General features: G+C 34.7%; 23 protein-coding genes. 18 read left to right on the top strand and 5 right to left on the bottom strand.

The window, feature by feature from the left end:
* Positions 1–2 precede the first annotated feature (2 nt).
* From ES724_RS13805 to ES724_RS16925, 6 genes are all read left to right on the top strand, one after another.
* Entirely contained in the window at positions 3–494 is a 492-nt protein-coding gene (locus tag ES724_RS13805; protein ID WP_146933874.1) for a Na+/H+ antiporter subunit E, read from the top strand.
* Positions 491–760: a monovalent cation/H+ antiporter complex subunit F gene (locus ES724_RS13800; protein WP_146933872.1), complete on the top strand. Its 270-nt coding sequence runs from the start codon at positions 491–493 to the stop codon at positions 758–760. Before ES724_RS13805 ends, ES724_RS13800 begins: the two co-directional genes overlap by 4 nt.
* The gene (mnhG, locus tag ES724_RS13795; protein ID WP_146933870.1) at positions 757–1,137 is read left to right on the top strand and encodes a monovalent cation/H(+) antiporter subunit G; all 381 of its coding nucleotides are present in this window, start codon (positions 757–759) and stop codon (positions 1,135–1,137) included. Before ES724_RS13800 ends, mnhG begins: the two co-directional genes overlap by 4 nt.
* Before the next feature lie 336 nt (positions 1,138–1,473).
* A complete protein-coding gene (locus tag ES724_RS13790; protein WP_170249902.1) occupies positions 1,474–2,109 on the top strand; it encodes a carboxypeptidase-like regulatory domain-containing protein in 636 nt (211 codons plus the stop codon).
* Positions 2,110–2,285: 176 nt separating this feature from the next.
* Positions 2,286–3,026: a TonB-dependent receptor domain-containing protein gene (locus ES724_RS16930; RefSeq protein WP_146933866.1), complete on the top strand. Its 741-nt coding sequence runs from the start codon at positions 2,286–2,288 to the stop codon at positions 3,024–3,026.
* Positions 3,013–3,570 carry an outer membrane beta-barrel family protein gene (locus ES724_RS16925; RefSeq protein ID WP_170249901.1) on the top strand — a complete coding sequence of 186 codons (558 nt, stop codon included), beginning with the start codon at positions 3,013–3,015 and terminating at the stop codon, positions 3,568–3,570. The genes ES724_RS16930 and ES724_RS16925 overlap by 14 nt, the downstream gene beginning before the upstream one ends.
* Positions 3,571–4,140: 570 nt before the next feature.
* On the opposite strand, the gene ES724_RS13775 is transcribed toward ES724_RS16925, so the two are convergent.
* Positions 4,141–5,151, bottom strand: a complete 1,011-nt coding sequence (locus tag ES724_RS13775; RefSeq protein WP_146933862.1) for a 3-oxoacyl-ACP synthase III family protein — start codon at positions 5,149–5,151, stop codon at positions 4,141–4,143.
* A 140-nt stretch (positions 5,152–5,291) separates the two neighbouring features.
* Here ES724_RS13775 and ES724_RS13770 point away from each other — a divergent pair, with 140 nt between their 5' ends.
* Entirely contained in the window at positions 5,292–7,748 is a 2,457-nt protein-coding gene (locus ES724_RS13770) for a S9 family peptidase (RefSeq protein WP_146933860.1), read from the top strand.
* Positions 7,749–8,041: 293 nt separating this feature from the next.
* On the opposite strand, the gene ES724_RS13765 is transcribed toward ES724_RS13770, so the two are convergent.
* Together ES724_RS13765 and ES724_RS13760 are read right to left on the bottom strand one after the other, a co-directional pair.
* On the bottom strand, positions 8,042–9,349 hold the full coding sequence (locus ES724_RS13765; RefSeq protein WP_146933858.1) for an ABC1 kinase family protein: 1,308 nt from the start codon (positions 9,347–9,349) through the stop codon (positions 8,042–8,044).
* 94 nt (positions 9,350–9,443) lie between these two features.
* Positions 9,444–10,109 carry a TetR family transcriptional regulator C-terminal domain-containing protein gene (locus tag ES724_RS13760; protein WP_146933922.1) on the bottom strand — a complete coding sequence of 222 codons (666 nt, stop codon included), beginning with the start codon at positions 10,107–10,109 and terminating at the stop codon, positions 9,444–9,446.
* 218 nt (positions 10,110–10,327) lie between these two features.
* Here ES724_RS13760 and htpG point away from each other — a divergent pair, with 218 nt between their 5' ends.
* Positions 10,328–12,214: a molecular chaperone HtpG gene (htpG, locus tag ES724_RS13755; RefSeq protein WP_146933856.1), complete on the top strand. Its 1,887-nt coding sequence runs from the start codon at positions 10,328–10,330 to the stop codon at positions 12,212–12,214.
* Between the two features lie 117 nt (positions 12,215–12,331).
* The gene (locus ES724_RS13750) at positions 12,332–13,162 is read left to right on the top strand and encodes a hypothetical protein (protein WP_146933854.1); all 831 of its coding nucleotides are present in this window, start codon (positions 12,332–12,334) and stop codon (positions 13,160–13,162) included.
* Positions 13,163–13,165: 3 nt separating this feature from the next.
* On the opposite strand, the gene ES724_RS13745 is transcribed toward ES724_RS13750, so the two are convergent.
* Positions 13,166–15,379, bottom strand: coding sequence for a tetratricopeptide repeat-containing hybrid sensor histidine kinase/response regulator (locus ES724_RS13745; RefSeq protein WP_246136883.1), 2,214 nt, complete (start codon positions 15,377–15,379; stop codon positions 13,166–13,168).
* A gap of 178 nt (positions 15,380–15,557) precedes the next feature.
* On the opposite strand from ES724_RS13745, the gene ES724_RS13740 reads away from it, so the two are divergent.
* On the top strand, positions 15,558–15,911 hold the full coding sequence (locus tag ES724_RS13740; RefSeq protein WP_146933852.1) for a DoxX family protein: 354 nt from the start codon (positions 15,558–15,560) through the stop codon (positions 15,909–15,911).
* A gap of 1 nt (position 15,912) precedes the next feature.
* Entirely contained in the window at positions 15,913–16,509 is a 597-nt protein-coding gene (locus ES724_RS13735; protein ID WP_146933850.1) for an alpha-ketoglutarate-dependent dioxygenase AlkB family protein, read from the top strand.
* 89 nt (positions 16,510–16,598) lie between these two features.
* On the opposite strand, the gene ES724_RS13730 is transcribed toward ES724_RS13735, so the two are convergent.
* Positions 16,599–17,381 (bottom strand): S1/P1 nuclease, encoded by a 783-nt coding sequence (locus ES724_RS13730; protein ID WP_146933848.1) that lies wholly within the window; start codon positions 17,379–17,381, stop codon positions 16,599–16,601.
* 123 nt (positions 17,382–17,504) lie between these two features.
* Here ES724_RS13730 and ES724_RS13725 point away from each other — a divergent pair, with 123 nt between their 5' ends.
* The 7 genes from ES724_RS13725 to ES724_RS13695 all read left to right on the top strand — a co-directional run bounded on the left by ES724_RS13725 (position 17,505) and on the right by ES724_RS13695 (position 23,113).
* Positions 17,505–18,368 (top strand): SPFH domain-containing protein, encoded by an 864-nt coding sequence (locus tag ES724_RS13725; RefSeq protein WP_026839318.1) that lies wholly within the window; start codon positions 17,505–17,507, stop codon positions 18,366–18,368.
* A 181-nt stretch (positions 18,369–18,549) separates the two neighbouring features.
* The gene (locus ES724_RS13720; RefSeq protein WP_146933846.1) at positions 18,550–18,852 is read left to right on the top strand and encodes a hypothetical protein; all 303 of its coding nucleotides are present in this window, start codon (positions 18,550–18,552) and stop codon (positions 18,850–18,852) included.
* A 16-nt stretch (positions 18,853–18,868) separates the two neighbouring features.
* Entirely contained in the window at positions 18,869–19,801 is a 933-nt protein-coding gene (locus ES724_RS13715) for an alpha/beta hydrolase (RefSeq protein ID WP_146933844.1), read from the top strand.
* Between the two features lie 6 nt (positions 19,802–19,807).
* The gene (locus tag ES724_RS13710) at positions 19,808–19,975 is read left to right on the top strand and encodes an Arc family DNA-binding protein (protein WP_083932887.1); all 168 of its coding nucleotides are present in this window, start codon (positions 19,808–19,810) and stop codon (positions 19,973–19,975) included.
* Positions 19,976–20,794, top strand: a complete 819-nt coding sequence (locus ES724_RS13705; RefSeq protein WP_146933842.1) for an HAD family hydrolase — start codon at positions 19,976–19,978, stop codon at positions 20,792–20,794.
* A gap of 268 nt (positions 20,795–21,062) precedes the next feature.
* Positions 21,063–22,328, top strand: a complete 1,266-nt coding sequence (locus tag ES724_RS13700; RefSeq protein WP_146933840.1) for a DUF819 family protein — start codon at positions 21,063–21,065, stop codon at positions 22,326–22,328.
* Between the two features lie 53 nt (positions 22,329–22,381).
* Complete coding sequence (locus tag ES724_RS13695) at positions 22,382–23,113, top strand: DUF4369 domain-containing protein (RefSeq protein WP_146933838.1); 732 nt, start codon at positions 22,382–22,384, stop codon at positions 23,111–23,113.
* The last annotated feature ends 190 nt before the right edge of the window (positions 23,114–23,303 follow it).

The raw sequence follows: 23,303 nt of genomic DNA, 5'->3' as shown, positions 1-23,303 counted from the left end.
AAATGAAATTACTCATCCCACATATCATTTTATCTATAATCCTGGCCGTGCTTTTTTTTAATGTAGCGCCTTATGAAGGCAGTGCAAATAGATATATTTTGGCAGGAATCGTTATTTTTTCATTGACCTGGCCTCTCAGTTATTTTTTTTCAAAAGACTATTTCAGAAAGCTTCCAGGGCTTATGGGCCTAATAGTTTTTTTTACGAAAGAACTCATTGTTGCCAATTTTAGAGTTGCCTATGATGTGGTAACACCTATAACTTACATGAGGCCTTGCATTGTAGCTTTGCCACTGGATGCTAAGACTGATTTTGAAATTACAGTGCTTGCTTGTATGATATCCTTAACTCCGGGCACCTTAAGCTTAAATTTATCTGATGATAAATCCCTCTTGTTTGTCCATGCCATTACATTTAAAAAAATGGATCCGGAAGCGATAAAAAGAGATTTAAAAGAAGGGTTTGAAAAAAAATTACTAAAAATTACGCGATGAGCTGGTATGATATTGTTTTAATGATTGCCTTAATACTGTTGAGTTTTTCAATTATTTTGGTTTTTATACGAATTGTTCTGGGCCCCACTTTGCCAGACAGGGTCATATCTTTTGACTTAATTGGAACCATTACCATTGGAATGATAGCCATTTATTCTATAACAACCGGTGTTGAATCCTATATGGATGCAGCCATTATACTGTCTCTGGTAATGTTTCTTGGCGCCATAGCTTTTGCTTATTATATGAAAAAGAAAAAATTATGACTGAAATTATTAGTGCTATCATCATTATAGTTGGGGTATTGTTTGTGGTAATTGGTTCTGTAGGCCTTTTGAGACTCCCCGATTTCTACATTAGGATCTCTGCCATAACAAAGGCAGCTACAATGGGTGTGGCGTGTATCATGATAGGTGTCGCTTTAAACTTCAACGAAATTAGTGTCGCCATAAAAGCATTTGGTGTAGTTTTATTTTTATTGATTACCTCACCCATAGCTGCACATATTATTGGAAGAGCGGCATACGATGGAGGTGTGCCACTTTGGAAAAAAACCGAAATCAATGAGTATGAGGAGTACAAAAAAAATAAACTTAAAAAAGAAAACAACAAGGATTCTCAGCCTAATAAAAAAGAAGAATAAAATTTTTTCCTCCAAAACTCATAAACACATTTCTACTACTTCCGGTATTACCTATTAATCCATTGCAACTAGTTTGTTCCATAGGATGTGGAAAATCAGTAAAACTTAAGTTGTGAGTAATTTCTGGAAATGCACAAGGTACAACCACTGCAGCTCGTAAATACAATCATTTCTCAAATCAACATCTCAGCCCTAAAGAGAAATTACTAAGACGTTGGCAATTCCAGTTACCAGGCAAGGATGTTGTTAAAGGTCCTTAACTATGCCCACCCGCGCAATATTAATTCTTCGCGTAAAAATAGAACACTATTTAAAACGAAAAAAAAGACGGCCTTTTTGGACAGCCTCATATTATTTTTTTCAAAATACTGTAACAATTATAAAATTAATGACCTTCAAGGAAACCTGGTCTCCGGTAGTATTCCCCGGGAGGATGGTAGTTTTAATATAACCGATATTCCGGCAGGAAAATACAATTTTCAGGCTCAGTTTATTGGATACAAAACCTTTTCCAGGGAAATTGAGATCTCAAGAAATAACAACACTCTAACTATTGGGACCATCTTCCTGGAAACTGATATTTCCATGCTGGACGATGTTAATATTGTTGCTGAAAGATCTACCATAGAACAGCGAATTGACCGGAAAGTGATTAATGTAGGAAAAGACCTTACCACGGCGGGTGCTTCTGCTGCTGATATCATGGGAAATCTTCCCACTTTAACCGTAGACCAGGACGGAAATATTGCCGTGCTCGGCAATGATAATGTACGTATTCTCGTAGACGGGAAACCCACCAATATTCCCGCAGCTCGTTTGCTTAAGCAAATTCCAAGCTCTTCTATTAAAAGCATTGAATTGATCACCAACCCTTCAGTAAAATATAATCCCGAGGGAATGAGCGGGATCATTAATATTGTCCTTCATAAAACACCAACCTTGGGTTCAATGGCAATCTTAATACAGGGGTGACCGTAGGAGAAAACACGAGGTAAAACGGGTCGCTCAACCTCAATTACCGAAGCGGGAAATTCAACTTTTTCGGGAATCTTGGAGGCAATTTTGGAAAAAGCCCCCAAACCGCAATTATTGAAGATCTGACCAACAATTCTCAACAAGTGCTTTTCATCCTTAGCGATAATGAGAGTATGCTATATAAGGCCGGTGTAGATTTTTATTTGAATGACAAAAACACTTTTTCCTTTTTCACTAATCAAAACAGGTTTAATGGGGATACTTCCGGAGATTCAGATGTACTCTTCCTCAACAATGATGAGCCGGATATTTTTCAGAATTTTCTTTTTGACAACCAGAGATATTCCTATACCTATAATGCGGTTTACAAGCGCAGTTTTGAAAAAGAAGGCCATAGTCTTGAGCTTGAAGCCGACCATAATATAGTTGATGGCAGTGACAAAGGCAGGTTTGATATTAGTGGCGGTGACGGAAACTTTGCCAGCTATACCGATAATAGCAAAAATGACATTAACAATACCACATTGAACCTTGATTATATAAATCCGCTGAGCGATACCTCAAAACTGGAATTGGGAGCCGAAGCCAGGTTGAGAAATAGTGAAAGCGTTTACATATCTACAAACGAGAATATTCCCGGTGCCGATTTTCAATATAAAAACAGTATCTATTCCCTTTATGCCACTTTTGGACAGAACTTTGAAAAGTGGTCCTATCAAATGGGGGCACGTCTTGAACAATATGATGTAGAAGCCACCAATAACGATCAAAAAATATTTGAAGATGATTATTTGACTGTCTATCCAACGGCATTTACTTCCTATAAAATAAGCGATATGAGAACGCTTCAGCTTAGTTTTGGAAGACGGGTTGACAGGCCATTTAGGGCAGGTGAATCCTGTGAGAGATTTTAGCTCTCCAAGAATTACCGTAATAGGAAACCCTGAATTGGATCCGCAGTTTACCAATTCCCTTGAACTCAATTACACTCAAAATTTTTCAAAGGGGAATTTAAATACCGGTTTATTTTACAGGGTGATCAATAATGAGATCAACCAAACCCTCTTGCTGGATCCCGAAGATCCCAACAAGCTCATACTCACCTTTGCCAATGGAGAAGACAACTCGGCTTTTGGGGCAGAAATATCCGGTTCATACAAGCCTTTTAAATGGTGGAGCCTTAACCCAAGTTTTGAGCTATATACTCGTAATATAAGAGGGATTGTTGGTTCCCAGTATGTAGAAGTTGAAAACACCGCCTATAATTTAAGGCTTAACCAGACTTTTAATGTAACAAAAGCCCTAAGCCTGCAATTATTTGGAATGTACCGCAGCAGGGCCCAGCATTTACAAATTGAAGCCCAGGAGATGTATTTCATAAATGCAGGCGCCCGTTATAATTTCCTTAATGACAAGGCAACTATAAGCTTAAATTTTAATGACATTTTTGACACATAGGAATTTCGGTTTAAATCGGATCTACCATACCGCCAGAAAGGAGCCTTTAAACCAGACAGTCAAACTGTGTATTTAGGATTCTCCTATAATTTTGGTGGCGGAAAAAATGATGCTTTAAAACGCAAGAGCCGTGATGACAATGAAACCCAGGGTGGCGGTTTATTTTAATCCTTCCTTGAGGGCTTAACCCGCCTGGCGGCCTTGTAGTTTCCCCGAGGCCTGCCCGAAATGAATTTCATTCGGGTGGGCTTGCCCTGAGGTTCTTGATTTTAATTTTTGTTGATGTGGTTAGCCAAAAACCCGCAATCTCGTTGGAGATGCGGGTTTTTTTAATTTTTAGCTGATTGTTGGTTTTCTATTTTTTAGCCACGAAAACACCAGTGTTTTTTTGTACCGTTTACAAGTCTGGTTCTCATCTCCTGACTCTTTTTCTAATCTCAAAAAAAAGCCACGAATACACGAATGTTTTTGTATAGGTTCCAAGTCCAAGTCTTGTTTCTTGACTCTTGATTCCTTTTTTCTCTTCTCTATAATCTAACCTCTCAAATCTATTATCTCAAATCTACTAAATTACCACTCTATAATAGCACTTCCCCAAGTAAATCCACTTCCGAAAGCAGCTAAAACAACCAGGTCTCCTTCTTTAATCTTTCCTTGCTCCCAAGCTTCTGTAAGTGCAATAGGAATAGATGCAGCGGTAGTATTTCCGTATTTCTGAATATTATTAAACACCTGATCGTCACTAAGATCTAATTTCTTCTGAATAAACTGAGAAATTCTCAAATTTGCCTGATGCGGAATAAGCATATTGATATCTTTTACTTCCAAACCATTTGCTGTAAGCCCTTCATGGATCACTTCAGAAAAACGTTCAATCGCATTTTTAAATACAAATTGACCATTCATATAAGGGTAATAAGGTATATCGTCTCCCTGAGGATTTTCAGCAATTATCTCTGGCACCCAATGTAGCGTGCTTGGTCCTTTAAGTGAAAGCTCCATGGCATGTTTTCCTTCAGAATGTAAATGTGTAGATAGGATTCCTTGTCCAATATGATTGCTTCTGGTAAGTACGGCTGCTCCTGCACCATCGCCAAAAATAACGGAAACAGACCTCCCTCGATCTGTAAAATCCAATCCACCACTATGATTTTCACTTCCAATTACCAGCACATTTTTGTACATCCCGGTCTTTATGAATTGATCTGCTACAGATAATGCATATATAAATCCGCTACATTGGTTTCTCACATCTAAAGCAGGACAGGTATCTATATCTAACATTTCTTGCACTTGCACTCCACATCCCGGGAAATATAAGTCTGGGCTTAAAGTTGCAAATACGATAAGATCAATGTCGTCTTTGGAGATCTTTGAACGTTCTAAAGCAATTTTAGCTGCCTTTACTCCCATAACTGCGGTAGTATTCCCATCTCCTTTCTTAATATGTCTACGCTCCTTGATCCCTGTTCTCTCTTGGATCCAAGCATCGTTGGTATCCATCAATTTGGAGAGATCGTCATTTGTTACCACATTTTCAGGAACATAACTTCCCAATCCGGCTATTTTTGATTGATACATACGTTTATAATTATGGTATTAATATTTATTCTTCTTAAATTTAAGCAATTAATAATTTTTCGCCTCCGCAATATAAGAAACATTAATTTTTTGAAACTCTATTATTCAAGGGCGTTACTGAAATACTTAAAAATTAACTTATGAAAAAAATTCTATTATGTTTTTTAGCGAGTTTTTTATTCGCAACTCTACAAGCTCAAGAAAATTTAACTTATCAGAAACCACCACAAGAAATCATGGATCTTGTTGATGTTCCATTGGCTCCAGCTACTCTAGTAGATAGTAAAGGAGAAATGATGGTGTTCTTGTATAGAGATCAATATAAATCTATAGCTGAATTAAGCGAACAGGAACTAAGATTAGGCGGACTAAGAATAAACCCTAAAACCAATATAAATAGTAGAACAACCTATTATAATAAAGTTGAAGTAAAATCTTTAAAATCTGAAACTCCAAAATCTATTTCCGGCTTACCTGAAAATCCACGTTTGGCAAATTTCTCTTGGTCTCCAGACGAATCTAAAATCGCCATGACCCATACTACAGATACTGGTGTAGAATTGTGGGTATTGGATATTGCAGCTGCTTCAGCTAAAAAATTAACCGATGCCACGCTGAATGCAAACATGAGAGACGTGATTAATTGGTTTAAAGATGGTTCTGCAATTCTAGTAAAAATGCTTCCAGAAAATAGAAAAGAGTTAATAAATACGACTACTGCTGTGCCTTCAGGACCTACAATATCTACCAGTGATGGTCAAAAAGCTCAGAACAGAACGTATCAAGATTTACTTCAAACTCCTAATGACATATTCAATTTTGAGCAATTAGCAAAAGCAAGTCTTGTAAAAGTAGATCTTAACGGGAGCGCTACACCGTGGATGGATTCTAAAATGTATAATGAGATCTCCTTTTCTCCAGATGGAAATTATGTAATGGTTTCAACTATTAAAAAACCATTTTCCTATATAGTGCCTTATTACAGGTTTCCTTTTGAAACTGTGATCTATGATAAAACTGGAAAGGAAATAAGCAAAGTGAATGATGTTCCTCTTTCTGAAGTGTTGCCAATTGGATTTATGGCAGAAAGAGAAGGCAGAAGAGATTTAAATTGGAGAAGTGATGCTCCAGCCAGCTTAGTTTACGCAAAAGTATTAGATGGTGGAGATCCAGAAGTAGAGGTGGAATTTAGAGATGAAGTTTTTCTCTTAGACGCCCCATTTTCAGGTGAAGGAAGATCTATCTTAAAAACAAAGGATAGGTTCTCTGGTATTTCATGGGGAAATAACAATACTGCTATCGCATACGATTACTGGTGGAATAACAGAAATACCAGAACCTATGTTTTTGATCCTTCCAATAATAAAAAAGCTCCAAAAGTATTATTCAATAGGAATTATCAAGATCAATACAGCGATCCAGGGAATTTTGTCACTAAGAAAAATCAGTATGGAACAAGTATTCTAGCATTAAAAGATAACAATGCATATTTACTTGGAAGCGGATTTACAGAAAAAGGACAGTTCCCTTTTGTGGACAAAATAGATCTAGAAAGTGGACAAACCACCAATTTATATAGATCTAACTATAACAAGAAAAAAGAAACCTTAGTAGAAGCTATAGATATTACTAAAGGTGAACTTTTGGTGAGAATAGAATCTTCGACAGAATATCCGAATTATTATCTAAGAGACATCAATAAAAAAGATGCGTTAACTCAAATTACGAGTTTTGAAAATCCTTTTAAAGCACTTCAAGATGTTCATAAAGAAGTGATCACTTATAAACGAGATGACGGATTGGAATTAAACGGAACTTTATACCTTCCTGCAGATTACGATAAAGATTCTAAAGAGAAATTACCTATGATCCTGTGGGCATATCCAAGAGAATTCAAGGATAAAAATTCTGCTTCACAAAACACCTCCAATGCAAATGATTTCACATATCCCTATTACGGATCTCCAATTTACTGGGTGAATCGCGGATATGTGGTATTAGATGATGCTTCATTTCCTATTATTGGAGAGGGAGATGAGCAGCCTAATGATAGTTTTAGAAAACAGCTGGTTGCTAACGGAAAAGCGGCTATAGATGCTGTAGATGAAATGGGCTATATAGATAGCAATAGAGTAGCCGTTGGTGGCCATAGTTACGGAGCCTTTATGACAGCCAACTTATTATCTCACTCTAATCTTTTTGCTGCTGGAATTGCGAGAAGTGGTGCCTACAATAGAACGTTAACTCCATTTGGATTTCAAAGTGAAGAACGTAGCTACTGGGAAGCACCAGAGGTATACAATGCAATGTCTCCATTTATGCATGCCGATAAAATGAAGACTCCTTTATTATTAATTCATGGAGAAGCAGATAATAATTCTGGAACTTACCCAATGCAAAGTGAGCGTTATTTTAATGCTTTAAAAGGACTTGGTGCTACTGCAAGATTGGTGATCCTTCCTAAAGAAAGTCATGGTTATAGCGCAAAGGAATCTGTATTACACGTACTTTGGGAACAAGACCAATGGTTGGAGAAATATGTGAAGAATAGAGTGAAAACTGAAATTAGCAAGAAAGAGAAAGTTATGGTTGACTAATTTTTTTAAGTATTCATATTTCAAATAGAACACCCGTCTTTATTAAGGCGGGTGTTTTATTTATATAATCAAGATCCTCGGGGCAAGCCCGCCCGAACGGTAAGGGCGGGCCCACGAGGTATGTCCCGATGGTTCGGGAGGAAAATACTTTTAAAAATTCGAGGCAAGCCCGCCTGAATGAAATTCTTTTCGGGCAGGCCTCGGGGAATTAAACCCTCAATGAGGGATTTAAAACAGAAAAGCATCACTCGCAATAGTGACGCTTTCCTAAACAACCTAACCAATACTAACCTTTAACTCATTGTTTTATAATTGTTGACTTCTACTTTTGCTTCTAAATCGTGAAGCAAGTTGTAAAGTCCGAAGTAAGTTCTGCTCATATATAAAAAATGCTGACTTCCTCTAGTTCCATTCATTTTTCGTAATTCTGGATCTTTACTATACCTTTCACTTAATTCTGTGAGATTGTTCCAAAAGGCTTCATCAGAAAAATCAAAAGTTTCCGATTGATACGGGGTAGAGAACATGTTGAACATTTCGTAAAACATCTCTGAGAAGAAATCTCTTTCTTTTTTTGAATCAGTTTCCCGTAGGATTTCCAATTCAAATAATTTCTCATTGAAAAACTCGTCATTATTTAAATTCTCCCTTTCAGCAAGCTGAAAATATGGATTGTAAAAATCTTCAGGAATTCTTTTAACACAACCAAAATCTATTGCAATAAGATTGTAATCTTTATCTATTAAAAAATTACCAGGATGCGGATCTGCATGCATTGCTTTTAAGTTGTGAATCTGGAACATATAAAAATCCCATAGCGCCTGACCTATTTTATTAGATAGATTTTGATCTGAATTTAACTTTGTAAACTCACTTAAATGAATTCCATCCATCCAGTCCATCGTAATAATACGCTCACTAGATAATTCCTCATAATACTTAGGGAATTTAAGGTTTGGAATATTTACACAAGCTTCGGAAATCTCTTTGCTTTGCTGCACTTCCAAAATATAATCTGTTTCTTCTAATAGCTTCCCTTCTACTTCTTTAAAATATTTTTCTGAATCTTTCCCCTGCATGTTGAACATTCTTGTAGCAATAGGCTTTACCATTGCAAGATCTGAACTGATACTATCTGCAACGCCCGGATATTGGATTTTCACAGCAAGTTTTTTCCCATTCTTTGTAGCCATGTGCACTTGTCCAATGCTGGCTGCATTTACCGACTGCGCTGCAAACGTATCATAAAGCTGCTCGGGGTAGCTTCCATTATATTTTTTAAAGGTCTTTCGTACTAAAGGAGCAGATAAAGGTGGGACACTAAATTGCGCTAAAGAGAATTTCTCTACATACGCACTAGGCATCAAACTCTTTTCCATAGAGAGCATTTGTGCCACTTTAAGTGCACTTCCTTTCAAACTTTTTAAGCCATCATAAATATCTGATGCATTATCTTCATTTAACTCATCGCGATTTATATTCTTGTCGAAAGCCTTTTTACTGTAATATTTGATATAATTCCCACCAATCTTAACTCCAGTCTGAACCATTTTACTAGTTCTTCCTATTTTTCCGGTAGGTATGCTGTCTATTGTCTTCATATTATGCTATTGTTATTAAAATCACACAGGCGTGAAAGTTACTTGTAGGGAAATACACTTATAGGATGACACACCCGAGTGATTCTAAAAACTATTAATTCATTTTTTCTTTCCAAAGAAATTTTCCCAGGTCAATAACACGTTCCAGAGGTGTATTATCAAAAAGATCGAAAACAGTATTTACAGACTTTTCAATAACAATATCGGTACTTTCAAATTTTGTTGAATTATCATCTACCCAAAATTTTAGAATAAATAAAAATTGAACCCATGTTGCTTCAGAAAAAACTGTTTCAGATTGTTTAAGAATTTGATTGTTTTTATTTTCATTCCCTTCAGAGATCAAGCCTTTTGCAAAAACTCTTATGTCTTTACGCAATTCCTTTAACTGCTCTAAATTTTTAAATTTATCTGGATTCTCATTTAAAGTTAACAGGACATAACTTCTATTTGCAGTTAGCAATTCAAAAAAGGTATAGTAAAAGGTGAGTAGTTTTTCTCTAGGAGTAAAAGCTTCGAATTCGAGACTTTTATGCATTAGTTGCATAGTATTCAAATAGAACTGATTCCATATACCCTTTCTCAATCCTTCAAAACTCCCAAAGTAATCATAGAACTGCTGTTCTGTTATCTTATTCTCCTTTGCGAATTTATAAACGCTTTTAGGCATATGTTCATGCTCTAACACATAATTCATATAAAGACCAATTAAGATCTCTTTGCTGAATTTCTTTTCTGCGGGTTGCTTTTTCGTTGCCATAATTCTTTCTTTCTTTTTCAAAGATACAACTTGTTTAGTCTTTTTTGATAATGATTAAACAGAAATATTTGTTAAATCTTATTTGGCATTAAATTGCCAATATTTATTAGACGTAATTAAGAATTCCACATTACAAGTGTCAGTTTGTCAGCGCATCGGTCTTGGTATTTTTTTTGACTGTAGAAAGGAAAGTACTAATTCAATAAAATTTTTGATATATGGCTAAAGGAAAAATTAATGTATCTGTAGAAAACATCTTCCCGTTAATAAAGAAGTTTTTATACAGTGATCATGAGATCTTTTTAAGAGAATTAATTTCTAACGGAACAGATGCGACTTTAAAATTAAAGCACCTTACAAGTATTGGTGAGATAGATGTGGCATACGGAGATCCGAAGATCGAAGTTAAAATAAATAAAGAGGATAAAACCCTTCATGTGATAGACCAAGGAGTTGGGATGACTAAGGAGGAGGTAGAAAAGTATATTAATGAAATAGCTTTTTCTGGAGCTGAAGAGTTTTTAGAAAAATATAAAGATTCTGCTAAAGACAGTGGAATTATAGGACATTTTGGTCTAGGTTTCTATTCTGCCTTTATGGTGGCAAATAAAGTAGAGATCATCACTAAGTCTTATAAAGATGAGCCAGGTGCTCATTGGGTTTGTGAAGGAACTACAGATTTTAGTATAGAAGAATCTGATAGAACTGAAAGAGGAACAGAGATTATTCTTCATATTAATGAGGAAGACAATCAGTTTCTTGAAGAAGGAAGAATTCAGGAGCTTTTGGTGAAGTATAACAAGTTTATGCCAGTGCCAATTAAATTTGGAACAAGAGAAGAAACTTTACCACTTGCTGAGGATGCTGAAAAAGATGCAAAACCAGAAACTTTAGAGGTAGACAACATCATTAACAATCCAACTCCGGCATGGACTAAGCAGCCAGCCGATTTGGAAGATGAAGATTACAAAGGATTTTACAGGGAATTATATCCTATGCAATTTGAGGATCCTTTGTTTCATATTCACCTTAATGTAGATTATCCTTTCAACCTTACTGGGATCTTATATTTCCCGAAAATGGGTCAGGATATGAATATTCAAAAGGATAAGATCCAATTATACCAAAATCAGGTATATGTAACAGATAATGTTGAAGGGATCGTTCCAGAGTTTTTAACAATGTTACGTGGAGTTATTGATTCTCCAGATATTCCATTGAATGTTTCTAGATCTTACCTTCAGGCAGATGGTGCAGTGAAAAAGATCTCTAGTTATATTACAAGAAAGGTTGCAGACAAGTTGAAAGCACTTTTCACCAATAACAGAGAAGATTTCGAAAAGAAATGGAATGATATCAAGATCGTGATTGAATACGGAATGCTTTCAGAAGATAAATTCTTTGAAAAAGCAGATAAATTCGCACTATATCCAACGGTAGATAATAACTACTTCACTTTTGAAGAGCTTCAGGAGAAAACTAAAGATACCCAAACAGATAAGGATGGGAACTTAATTATTCTTTATGCTTCAAATACCGATGCACAGCACAGTTATATTGAAGCTGCAAAGGATAAAGGTTACGAAGTTTTATTGATGGACTCTCCGATAGTTTCGCATTTAATTCAGAAAATTGAAGGAAGTAAGGAAAAGGTCTCTTTTGTGCGTGTAGATGGAGATAATATTGATAATCTGATCAAGAAAGAAGAAGAGAAGATCTCTAAACTTTCTGAAGAAGAAAAAGAAAAACTAAAAGCAGATTTCGAAAAAGTGATTCCACAAGGAAAATATACTGTTCAATTAGAATCTATGGATAGTACTGCTTCTCCACTTATCATCACTCAACCTGAGTTTATGAGAAGAATGAAGGAAATGCAACAAACCGGTGGCGGTGGAATGTTTGGAATGGGTAATATGCCAGAAATGTACAATCTGGTTGTTAATACCAATCATGAGTTAATTTCTGAAATTCTAAACTCTAAAACCGAAAAGAAACAAGAGCGCCTAATTAAGCAATCTTTAGATTTGGCAAGATTATCTCAGAATCTTTTGAAAGGAGAAGAGTTAACTGCTTTTATCAAGAGAAGTTTTGATATGGTGAAATAAGCATATTTTATCTATAACTATTTAACCGTTTAGTTTGTTTCATTACAACTAAACGGTTTTTTTATACTCTGTACTGAAAGCTTTCGTAATTTTAAGGACCTAAACAAAAAACATACTATGAAAAATTTAATTTTATTAATTTCTATTCTTATGCTAATTGGCTGTAAAGAGGAGCAAAAAAAAGAAACAACTCCAGATGAGGTTATAATGACAGAGCCAGATGGCGGCATTGGAAATGGCGCTGTTTCTCCTGCGGTTGCCTTTGCACAAGGGATAGAAAGTGCCCATAATAAAACAGATTGGAATGCCAATAAAGCAGTTTCTTTTGATATCTCTTTAACTTTTGGAGGACAAGAACGATTGAATGGAAAAGTTACCACACTAACAAATTCTACCAAAGTTAGAGTAGATAAAAATAACAACACCCAGTTGATATATGATGGGAATCAAGTTTATTTATGTCCTGCAGATGCAGAACCAAAAGGCGCAAGATTCGATATGTTTACTTGGCAATATTTCTTTGCAATCCCATTTAAATTGACCGATCCGGGAACCAATTGGGAAACTTTGGAATCTGTAGAAATGGGTGGAAATAAATTTGATGTAGGAAGACTCAGTTTTGGTGAAAATATAGGAGATGCTCCAGACGATTGGTATGTTGTATATCAAGAAAGAGAAACCGGTTTAATGCATGGGGCAGGATACATTGTAACTTTTGGAAGTGGTGATCAGGCAAAAGCTGAAGAAAACCCACATGGGATTGTATATTCAGAATATAAAGTGATTGATGGAATCCCTGTAGCTACCAAATGGACTTTTCATAATTGGAGCTTAAAAGATGGTTTTGGAGAACAAATAGGGGAAGCCAGTCTAAGCAATATCGTATTTTTTAACGCCGAAGATGAGCTGTTCGAAAAACCAGAAGATTCTAGAATTATAGAAAAATAAAATTTAGTTTAAAATTGAAGAAGGGAGATTTTTGAAGATGACCTGATAAAATCTAGCCGTATCGTAAGGTTTAACGATGATGTCATTTACGCCGGACTCATAGATCTCCTCTCTTATTTCATCTATTTCCATCGCTGTTAAAGCTATAATAGGAATATCCTTATTGAATTCTCTAATTCTTTTTGTGGCTTCTAATCCAGAGATCCCTGGCATGTTCACATCCATTAGAACCAACTCAAAATGATTATTTCTCACCCTTTCTATAGCATCAACTCCATTATCACAAATATCCACCACAAATTGTTGCTGTTCTAAAATTCTTTTGGTTACCACCTGATTAATCCTATTATCGTCTACCACTAAAATGCGCTTTTCTCCTGAGGACATAATAGATTCTAAACTTAACTCGTGATCCTGTATGTTTTGAATAAAATCTTCTTTAGAGAGTTTCCCATTTTCAAATTCAATTTCAAAACTAAAGGTAGAACCTTCCCCCTCCTTACTCACAAGGTTTATTTCTGAATTGAATAATACCAATAATTTTTTGACAATTGGCAAACCAAGTCCGGTTCCTTGATAGTTGTAATTTGCAGATTGTAATTGAGAAAATTCTTCGAAGATCAATTCTTGATTATGCTTGGAGATCCCAGAGCCATTATCCCTAATTTCAAAATAAATTTTAGCCGTTTTTTCTGAACTTTCAATTAGCTTAGTTTTTATCCAAATATCTCCACGCTCAGTAAACTTCATTGCATTACCAACGAGATTCATCAAAATTTGTGAAAGTCTAACTTTATCTCCAATCAAGTTAGAATTTGCTTCTTGGCATAATTCTAAATGGATCGTATTTTTATTTTGAAGCCTGGTAAATTCAAATGATTTAACAATACTTCTCATTAATTCATTCAAATTGAAAGGCATGGGTTCTAAATCTAATAAATTAGATTCCATTTTATTCATTTGTAAAACATCGTTTATTAATGCCAATAAATAATCTGCAGAGAATTTTAAAGATTTAAGATCTTCCTCGTGTTTAGAAAGTGATTTATCATCCATTAATATTGAAGTAAGTCCGATCACTCCATAAAGTGGCGTTCGCAATTCGTGACTTATGGTAGAAAAGAATTTTGTTTTGAGCACGGTAAGACGTTCCGCTTCTTCCTTGGCTGCTATCAGCTCTTCGTTCTTTAAACTTAATTCTTGAATTAGTGTTCTTCTGGAAAGATTTATACGATACACTAAAATTATAATTACTATTAGAATTATAGAAGCGATGATCATAATATACATTCGCTCCTGGGATTTTTCAATTAAGCCGTCTTTATAAAGTTGTTCTTTTTTTGCAACCTCCAAATCCTTTTGATATTCTCCTAAACCAAATTTCGCACTCGCAAGTTGAATTTGTTCTAGTTTTTCTTTTTGAAAAATTTTGTCATTATATTCTTTAGATTTTAATAATGCTATATAGGCTTCTTCAAATTGTCCACCTTTAAACAATAGTGTAGAATACTCACTATAAACATCGCCACCAATTAGGATAAGACCTTCATCTTCTACTAAAGCTGCAGATTTTTCAAAATAATCTTTTGCTTTTACCAGATCATTTTTAGCCATATAATACCTTCCAGCTAAGAAGTTAAGTTGAGAAAGATGTTGCTCATTTTTTGTTTCAGAAGACAATTCTAAACCCTTACTTAAATAGATCCAGGCGTTATCATAGTCTTTATTATCTATATAAGTCCATGCTATATTTAATGTTGGAACTAAAAGTTCATCGTCCATGTTTTTCTCCAAAGCCAAATCGATGATCTTGTGATAATAATCTATCCCTTTTTGAACTGTTTTTTTATTTTCAGAATAAATATTACCGAAATTATTATAAGATTTCATCAAATAAGCAACTTCACCAAGCTCTTCTGCATATTCTAAAACATAATTATAATGTATTAAAGCTTGAACGGTATCATTAAGATCCTCATAACTATATCCAAGTAAAGTGTGAGCACGATAACTATAATAAGTGTTTTCTTTTTTCTTAGCCTCTTCAACTAAGGTCATAGAATTATTAATAGCTTCCTTATAATTATAATTTTCCAAATAATCTGAAGAAACAACATTTAAAGAATCCAAATACTTATCTTCATAAGTTTCCCCCTGGGAGAAGATATTTCCAGCGATAAAGAATAAAAGTAAAAGCGAAAAGTAGTTTTTTTTCAAGAAGTTCTGCTGTTAAGTAAAGTGAATTTGGGTGGGGAAGTTACTCTATTCTAATCAATTAGGCAAAATAAAATCTTTATTTTAAGAATTAATCGATCTATTTCATTAAAATATGGGGTTTTGCGAATCATTTTAATTAAATTCAACAAGTTTCATTTCAAATATTTAATCTAGATCTATGAGTTATCCTTGGCATTTTTTACTAATGGCTGCAATGTATATTATTGCTGGAATTTTCCACTTTATTAAACCAAAAGCATATCTAAGAATTATGCCGCGATATTTACCTGCACCCAAATTATTGATAGTATTAAGCGGGGTTTCGGAAGTTTTACTTGGGATAGGGCTATTGTTTGAAGAAACTAAAGCCTTAGCCATTTACGGAATAATCGCAATGTTATTAGTTTTCTTACTGGTGCATTTTTATATGCTTAGTTCCAAAAAAGCAGCAGCAGGATTTCCTGTTTGGGCATTAATTATAAGGCTTCCACTTCAATTTGTTCTAATATGGTGGGCTTATTTTTATATTTAAAATGAATTTTGAATTTAAGAGCGGAAAAATCACGATACCAGATGCCAATCTGGAATATTATCCTAATTTTTTGAATAATGAATTAGCTAATTCCTATTATAAGACATTTTTAAATACACTTGAATGGGAACAATATTATATCAAGCTCTTCGGAAAAACAATTCCACAACCTCGATTAACAGCATTATATGCTATAAATTCTGAGCCATACACCTACTCTGCCCTAAAGCTTCAACCTATACCCTTCACTGAAGAACTCAGTTTTATTAACTCCAAAATTTTAGAATTAACCGGATCTAATTTTACCCATTGCCTAGCAAATCTTTATAGAGATGGGAATGATAGTATGGGCTGGCATGCAGATGACGAAAAAGAATTAGGAAAGAACCCAATAATAGCCTCTTTAAGTCTGGGGGCTGTCAGAAATTTTCAACTTAAGCACAAGACTGATTCAGCGTTAAAATATGCATTGGCATTAGAGCATGGAAGTTTACTTATTATGAAAGGCAGCACTCAGGAATTTTGGAAACATCAATTACCAAAGACCAAAAAAGAAATTTCTCCGAGGATCAATCTAACCTTCAGGACAATTATATAGATTAATCCAAATTAATAGAAAATAAAATCGGCTGCTTTAAAAGCAACCGATTTCGTTCCTTGTTAAGGATTAAAGTATCTAAACCTTAATTACTTATAAATCTCGTTTAAAACCTGAGCTAGCCTGATTCCGCCTTTTTGAAGCTGTTCCCTCACTACAGGAAACCAATCGTACATATATCTATAGCTTAATTTTTCACCAACTTCGGCAGAAGCATAAACTCGTTCGCTCAATTTCTTAGATTCATACATCCAATCTTCAAAACTTCCCGCAACAATCGCTTTGCGTTGTATTTCTGAAATGTTAAGAGTATTACTTGCCATTTCAGTATAGCTCATGTCATAAGAATCTATCATTTCACTGTCCCATACCCGGTGGAGATTAGATCCATCTCCAAACCATCTTACCTGGATATCGTTTCCGCCTTTATCTTCTCCTCTACCCGTATGAAGTGGCTGATGAAGATCTCCCATAAAATGAACCAACATTTTTAAATAAAATTCTTTCTCCTCTTTTGGTGAATTCTTATCTTTTAAAACCTCCACAGATTTTCTAATAGCCATTAAAAGATCTCCATCTGGATTCGCGTCTTCTGCCTTATATTCAGTTGCCCCACCAGGTAAATTCACGTAATGCCACGGACTGTATTTTCTATACTTAGAATCACTTTTTATCTCATCTCCATAAGTAGAAACAAAAGCTAGGCTTTTACCATTCAATAATTTTGCTATTTCTTTTTTAGCTTTCTTGCTTAAATTTACTTGTGCAATTTCTCCGGTTGTTCTATGGCCCGTCTGGCCCCAATCATTTTCAGTAGAAAATCCAACCAAACTGCTAAATAAAAAACAAACTGCTAGTATTATACTTTTCATAAATCATTTTTTACAAATATATACATCTTAAAGGAATACAATTAATAATAATAAATTTTGAATATTAAATTTAAATAGATATATTTATGATATCAATTTAATATCATAACTAATTATACTCTTATGAATTCCAACGAAAAAACTACCACTCCTTCTAATGGTTATGTAATGCTCTCTGTTATCGTACTCTTTTTAATTATAGGGGTTGGAGGGCTTATAGCAATGAAAATGCCATTATTCCTCTTTTTAATTTTAATAACTCTTGGTCTTATTCCAGGATTGATTTTGGTTAATCCTAATGAGTCTAGAGTATTATTACTCTTCGGGAAATATAAAGGGACAGTAAAGAGCAATGGACTTTTCTGGGTGAATCCTTTCTTCACTAAAACAAAAATCTCACTGAGAGCGAGAAACTTTGATAGCGAAAGATTAAAAGTAAATGACAAAATGGGTAATCCCATAATGATAAGTACCATTTTGGTTTGGAGGGTGAAAGATACTTTCAAAGCTTCTTTTGATGTAGATAATTTTGAGAATTTCGTGGTTGTACAAACAGATGCTGCTGTTAGAAAATTAGCAAGTATGTATCCTTATGATAATTTTGCCGATGAAGGATTGGAAGAAGATATCACTCTACGCTCTAGTGTTAACGAAGTGAGTATAGCTTTAGAGAAAGAATTGCAAGAAAGACTGGATATTGCAGGAATTGAAGTATTAGAAGCTAGAATTGGTTATTTAGCCTATGCTAATGAAATTGCAAGTGCAATGCTTAAGCGTCAACAAGCCACAGCTATTGTTGCTGCGAGACATAAGATTGTGGAAGGTGCTGTTAGCATGGTTGAGATGGCATTAAATGAGTTGGGTAAGAAAAATATAGTGAATCTGGACGACGAACGCAGAGCAGCTATGGTAAGCAACCTTATGGTGATCCTTTGTGGCGATAGAGATGCTTCCCCTATTGTGAATGCCGGAACTTTAAATCATTAAAATGAGGGTTTTTGAAGAAAAGCAACAATTCAGGCAGTGGTGGGTACATGTCATATTTCTAATAGTCATTTTGGGAATTTCTATTCAAATTTATTATTCGAACAGCTCGAATTTACAAGAAACAACAATTTTATTCGCGATACTTTTTTTAAATTTTTCATTGCTCATATTGCTTTATAAAATGGAATTACATACCAAAATAGATATAAATGGAATAAATACAAGTTTTCGACCTTTTCCTTTTTTCAAAAGACACTATAATTGGTCTGAAATAGATAAAATTTATGTTAGAAAATATTCAGCATTAACAGAATATGGCGGATGGGGAATTAGAGGATTTACTGAAGCCAAGGCTTATAACGTTTCAGGTAATTATGGCATTCAAATTGTAACCAAGGAGAGCAAGCAATTTTTAATAGGAACTCAAAGGCCAGAAGATGCAGAACGAGTTTTAAAAAGATATACTGAAAAAATTAGCAAATAAATTCTCACTAGAAATCATGAAAAATCACTTAATCATTTTAGCAATATTGGTTTTCAATTTAGGGTTTTCACAGAACGATTCTATAGTTGAAAGCGAATTGTCCATCAATAAGTTTATAGATGGCACTTTAACAATACCTGTAGCGGCAGAAAATCCTTATCTAGTGATCTTGATTCAAGGATCTGGCCCTACAGATAGGAATGGGAATGGATTTATGATGAAAAATGACGGCTCGAAACTCATCGCAAAAGAACTTGCTAAAAATGGTATTGCTTCTTATAGATTTGACAAGCGAATATTCAAAATGAATAAATTTAAGATTAGCGAAGAAGAACTTAGTTTTGAAGATTTCGTAAAAGATGTAAGTGATATTTTAGATCATTTTAAAACAGAGCAAACCTACAGAAAGATAATTATTGCAGGACACAGTGAAGGATCACTCATAGGAATGCTTGCTGCACAAAATAAAGCTGATGCATTTATCTCTTTTGCAGGACCAGCCAGAAGTATAGATAAAATAATTATAGATCAGTTAGCAAAACAATCTGAAGACTTAGCTGAAAACGCAAAAAATGCTTTTCAAGAAATAGAAGAAAAAGGTAAGACCTCAAATTACAATCCTTTACTTCAGTCTATATTTAGACCCAGCGTACAGCCTTTTATGAGATCCTGGATGAAATATAATCCTACTGAAGAAATTGCCAAATTAGAAATACCTATCCTTATTATTAATGGCAGTTTCGATATTCAGGTAGATACTACTGAAGCGGAGCTATTAAAAGAAGCTAATCCAAAAGCAGAATTAGTGATACTAGATAAAATGAATCACGTTTTTAGAAAGATTGAAGGAGATAATTTAGAGAACACCAAAGCCTATAATGAGCCAAACAGACCATTACATCCAGAGCTTATTTCGGTTTTAGTGAATTTTATAAAGAAGGAAGAATAAAGTAAAATGAGCAAAAAGAAAGCATTTGCCTTAAGGCTAAATGAAGATATGCTAAAAGCTATCGAGAAATGGGCTTCAGATGATTTCCGAAGTACCAATGGACAGATAGAGTATATGCTTTCTAAAGCATTGAAGGAAGCCAAAAGGCATCCCAAAAAGAAAGAGGAAAATTAAATGAAGTACAAAATAGTTTTTTCAGATATAGATGGCACCTTACTTAATAAGGAACGCCAGTTATCTCCTTCTACCATTTCAGAAATAAGAAAGTTGAAAAATAAGATCCCTTTTATTCTTATTTCAGCTAGAATGCCAGCAGCCATGAGGCATCTTCAGAAAGAATTAGAAATAGAAGAGCTCCCGATTATTAGTTATAACGGCGGTCTTATCATAGTCAATGATCAGGTAGTAAGCACTACTGAGATCCCTGTTACCATCATAGAGCATCTAAGCAATTGGAATTCTAATTTAAAGTGTCATTTGAGTTTATATCATAATGACGAATGGTATGTCCCTTCGATGGATTATTGGGCAAAAAGGGAAGAGAATAATACCAAGATCTCGCCAGATGTAAAAATAAGTGAAGATATTATTACAAAATGGAGAAAAGAAAATAAAGGCGCCCATAAGATAATGGCTATGGGTGAGGTGCATGAAATAGACCAAATTGTAGATTTTCTTAGTATAGAATATCCAAATGAACTTCATCTTTATAGATCTAAATCTACTTATCTCGAAATTTCCCCTAAAAGTATTTCTAAACTAACAGCAATTAAATTTTTACTAGATCAACATTTTAATTTTGCTCTTGAAGATGTGATTGCTTACGGTGATAACTACAACGATGTGGAAATGCTTAACCATGTAGGTTTTGGAGTTGCGGTGGGAAATGCAAGAGAAGAAGCTAAGCTTGTCGCAAAACATATCACAGCCTTAAGTATTGAAGATGGTGTTGCTCTAAGCTTACAGCAATTAGGCCCACTGAAAAATTGGTAAAACTCTTTGTCTTTTCCATATAAGTAATCTCACTGCAAGCCACCGAATTACATTGCGGTAGCTCCGGAGGAAAATAATTTTAAAATTTTGACGCTAGCTTAGCGGTAACAATCCCTAATAGGAGAATAGATTAATAAAGAACTTCGGGACAAGCCCAAGAGAGATGACTCGGGACGAAAATCCTTTTAAAAATTCGAAACAAGCCTCGGGAAATTAAACCCTCAATGAGGGATTAAAATTGTATTTTGCCGGGCAAACAAAATAATTCATGGAAAACGCTCCCCTCTTCACTAACGATGCTATTGTACTAGGAATTTTAATGGTCTCTTTAGGCTTTGTATTTTTAACTTCCTCTAAAGAAAATGGGTTTTGGAAAAAATTCTATTCTATAGTTCCCGCACTTTTAATGTGCTATTTGATTCCAGCGATTTTCAATTCCTTGAATATCATTTCAGATGAAACCTCACAACTATATTATATAGCCAGTAGGTATTTATTACCAGCTTCTTTGGTTTTAATGACCTTGAGCATAGATTTGAAAGCCATCTTTAATTTAGGGCCAAAGGCATTAATAATGTTTTTTACTGGTACCATAGGAATAATAATAGGTGGCCCTTTAGCAATTCTTTTAATCTCATTCTTTTCTCCTGAAACTGTTGGGGGAATTGGACCAGATGCTGTTTGGAGAGGCTTATCTACATTAGCTGGAAGCTGGATTGGCGGTGGCGCTAACCAAGCTGCTATGCTAGAGATATACGAATACAATCCAGATCTATATGGTGGGATGGTACTTGTAGATATTGTGGTAGCGAATCTTTGGATGGCCTTAATCTTGTTTGGAATTGGAAGAAACGAGCGAATTGATAAATGGCTAGGTGCAGATGATTCGGCAATAGTAAATTTAAAAAACAAAGTAGCAGCTTATTCTGAAAGTATTACAAGAGTTCCATCTCTTGCAGATCTCATGATACTCTTAGCCTTAGCGTTTGGAGCTGTTGGGCTTGCACATTGGGGTGCAGATGTAATTTCGACATATCTAACTGCTAACTTTGAAGTGTTTACCGATAGTAAAAGTGCATTATCGTCCTTCTCCTCCTCTTTCTTCTGGATGATATCTATTGCAACGGCAATTGGAATAATACTTTCATTCACCAAATTCAAATCTTATGAAGGTGCTGGAGCAAGCAAGATAGGAAGTGTGTTCATCTATATGTTAGTAGCAACCATTGGGATGAAAATGGATTTAACCATGGTTTTTGAAAATCCGGGCCTAATTGCTATTGGTTTAGTATGGATGGGTATTCATGCGGTACTTTTAATTTTGGTTGCTAAATTAATTAAAGCTCCATATTTCTTTCTCGCAGTTGGTAGTCAGGCGAATGTAGGTGGCGCAGCAAGTGCTCCGGTGGTAGCTGCAGCCTTTCATCCTTCTTTAGCTACTGTAGGAGTGCTACTTGCCGTTTTTGGTTATGTGGTGGGAACCTACGGTGCTATTTTGTGTACAATTCTTATGCAATTGGCTGCCGCGAGTTAGTATAAATTGAAAAATAATAAGATATTTGCGATCCAATATTCCAATCAAATTTCATGAAAAAACTAAGCTTATTACTTCTAGTTCTTATAGGTATTACTGCATGCTCTGAAAAAGAAAACAACCTTTTTGTTACAGGCCAAGTTAAAGGGCTAAAGAAAGGAACTATCTATCTTCAGAAAATTGATGACACTTTATTGATAAATGTAGATTCTATACAGATAAATGGCGATGCGAATTTTGAATTAGGCGGTTATTTGGAAAGCCCTCAAATTATGTATTTATTCTTAGAAAAAGCAGATAATATAGAATATGATGATCGTATCGAGTTTTTTGCCGAAGAAGGCGAAGTAACAATTAACACGACTCTAAAGAATTTTCAAGTCGATGCTAAAGTAGTAGGTTCTGTAAATCAGGAAAAACTGATGGATTACAGAAAGATGATGCAGCGGTTTAATGATAAGAATCTGGAATTGATCCAGATGAATTTTGAAGCACAGCGAGATGAAAATGAAGAATTGATCATTTCTACAAATGAACAGTTCGACAAACTTTTAACGCGTAAATATCTTTATACCGTTAATTACGCGATGAATAATAAAGATCTAGAGATCGCACCTTATTTAGCACTATCTGAAGTGTTTGATGCAAATATTAAATATTTAGATACTATTTACACTTCTCTTACTCCCCAAGTCAAAAAATCTAAATATGGAAAAGATTTAAAATCCTTTTTGAAAGAGCGCAGAAAAAATGAGAAATTAGCAGAAAAGGTAGAAGACCAATAAAATTCAATTTTAATATTATTTAAAAAGCTTCAGTTAAAAACTGAAGCTTTTTTTTGTTTCCAGGTTCCATTCAATAACTTAACGCAACAAATCTAAAATAATAGATTTGTAAAATGGAAGTAAAAAAACACAGGCGACTAACCTATAAAGAAAGAGTCATTATCCAGACCCTTTTAAATGAAGAAAGAAC

The sequence above is a fragment of the Gillisia hiemivivida genome (assembly GCF_007997295.1).
Lineage (GTDB): Bacteria > Bacteroidota > Bacteroidia > Flavobacteriales > Flavobacteriaceae > Gillisia > Gillisia hiemivivida.
This window is presented reverse-complemented; position numbering and strand designations above follow the sequence as displayed.

Excerpts from the sequence above, each read along its gene's own strand:
- ES724_RS13750 (WP_146933854.1), top strand. The coding sequence starts at position 12,332 with ATGAAAAATTTAATTTTATTAATTTCTATTCTTATGCTAATTGGCTGT.
- ES724_RS13720 (WP_146933846.1), top strand. The coding sequence starts at position 18,550 with ATGGAATTACATACCAAAATAGATATAAATGGAATAAATACAAGTTTT.
- ES724_RS13765 (WP_146933858.1), bottom strand. The coding sequence starts at position 9,349 with ATGAAGACAATAGACAGCATACCTACCGGAAAAATAGGAAGAACTAGT.
- ES724_RS13735 (WP_146933850.1), top strand. The coding sequence starts at position 15,913 with ATGAATTTTGAATTTAAGAGCGGAAAAATCACGATACCAGATGCCAAT.
- ES724_RS13800 (WP_146933872.1), top strand. The coding sequence starts at position 491 with ATGAGCTGGTATGATATTGTTTTAATGATTGCCTTAATACTGTTGAGT.
- ES724_RS13805 (WP_146933874.1), top strand. The coding sequence starts at position 3 with ATGAAATTACTCATCCCACATATCATTTTATCTATAATCCTGGCCGTG.
- mnhG (WP_146933870.1), top strand. The coding sequence starts at position 757 with ATGACTGAAATTATTAGTGCTATCATCATTATAGTTGGGGTATTGTTT.
- ES724_RS16930 (WP_146933866.1), top strand. The coding sequence starts at position 2,286 with ATGCTATATAAGGCCGGTGTAGATTTTTATTTGAATGACAAAAACACT.
- ES724_RS13700 (WP_146933840.1), top strand. The coding sequence starts at position 21,063 with ATGGAAAACGCTCCCCTCTTCACTAACGATGCTATTGTACTAGGAATT.
- ES724_RS13715 (WP_146933844.1), top strand. The coding sequence starts at position 18,869 with ATGAAAAATCACTTAATCATTTTAGCAATATTGGTTTTCAATTTAGGG.
- ES724_RS13770 (WP_146933860.1), top strand. The coding sequence starts at position 5,292 with ATGAAAAAAATTCTATTATGTTTTTTAGCGAGTTTTTTATTCGCAACT.
- htpG (WP_146933856.1), top strand. The coding sequence starts at position 10,328 with ATGGCTAAAGGAAAAATTAATGTATCTGTAGAAAACATCTTCCCGTTA.
- ES724_RS13730 (WP_146933848.1), bottom strand. The coding sequence starts at position 17,381 with ATGAAAAGTATAATACTAGCAGTTTGTTTTTTATTTAGCAGTTTGGTT.
- ES724_RS13740 (WP_146933852.1), top strand. The coding sequence starts at position 15,558 with ATGAGTTATCCTTGGCATTTTTTACTAATGGCTGCAATGTATATTATT.
- ES724_RS13775 (WP_146933862.1), bottom strand. The coding sequence starts at position 5,151 with ATGTATCAATCAAAAATAGCCGGATTGGGAAGTTATGTTCCTGAAAAT.
- ES724_RS13725 (WP_026839318.1), top strand. The coding sequence starts at position 17,505 with ATGAATTCCAACGAAAAAACTACCACTCCTTCTAATGGTTATGTAATG.
- ES724_RS13705 (WP_146933842.1), top strand. The coding sequence starts at position 19,976 with ATGAAGTACAAAATAGTTTTTTCAGATATAGATGGCACCTTACTTAAT.
- ES724_RS13760 (WP_146933922.1), bottom strand. The coding sequence starts at position 10,109 with ATGGCAACGAAAAAGCAACCCGCAGAAAAGAAATTCAGCAAAGAGATC.
- ES724_RS13710 (WP_083932887.1), top strand. The coding sequence starts at position 19,808 with ATGAGCAAAAAGAAAGCATTTGCCTTAAGGCTAAATGAAGATATGCTA.
- ES724_RS13695 (WP_146933838.1), top strand. The coding sequence starts at position 22,382 with ATGAAAAAACTAAGCTTATTACTTCTAGTTCTTATAGGTATTACTGCA.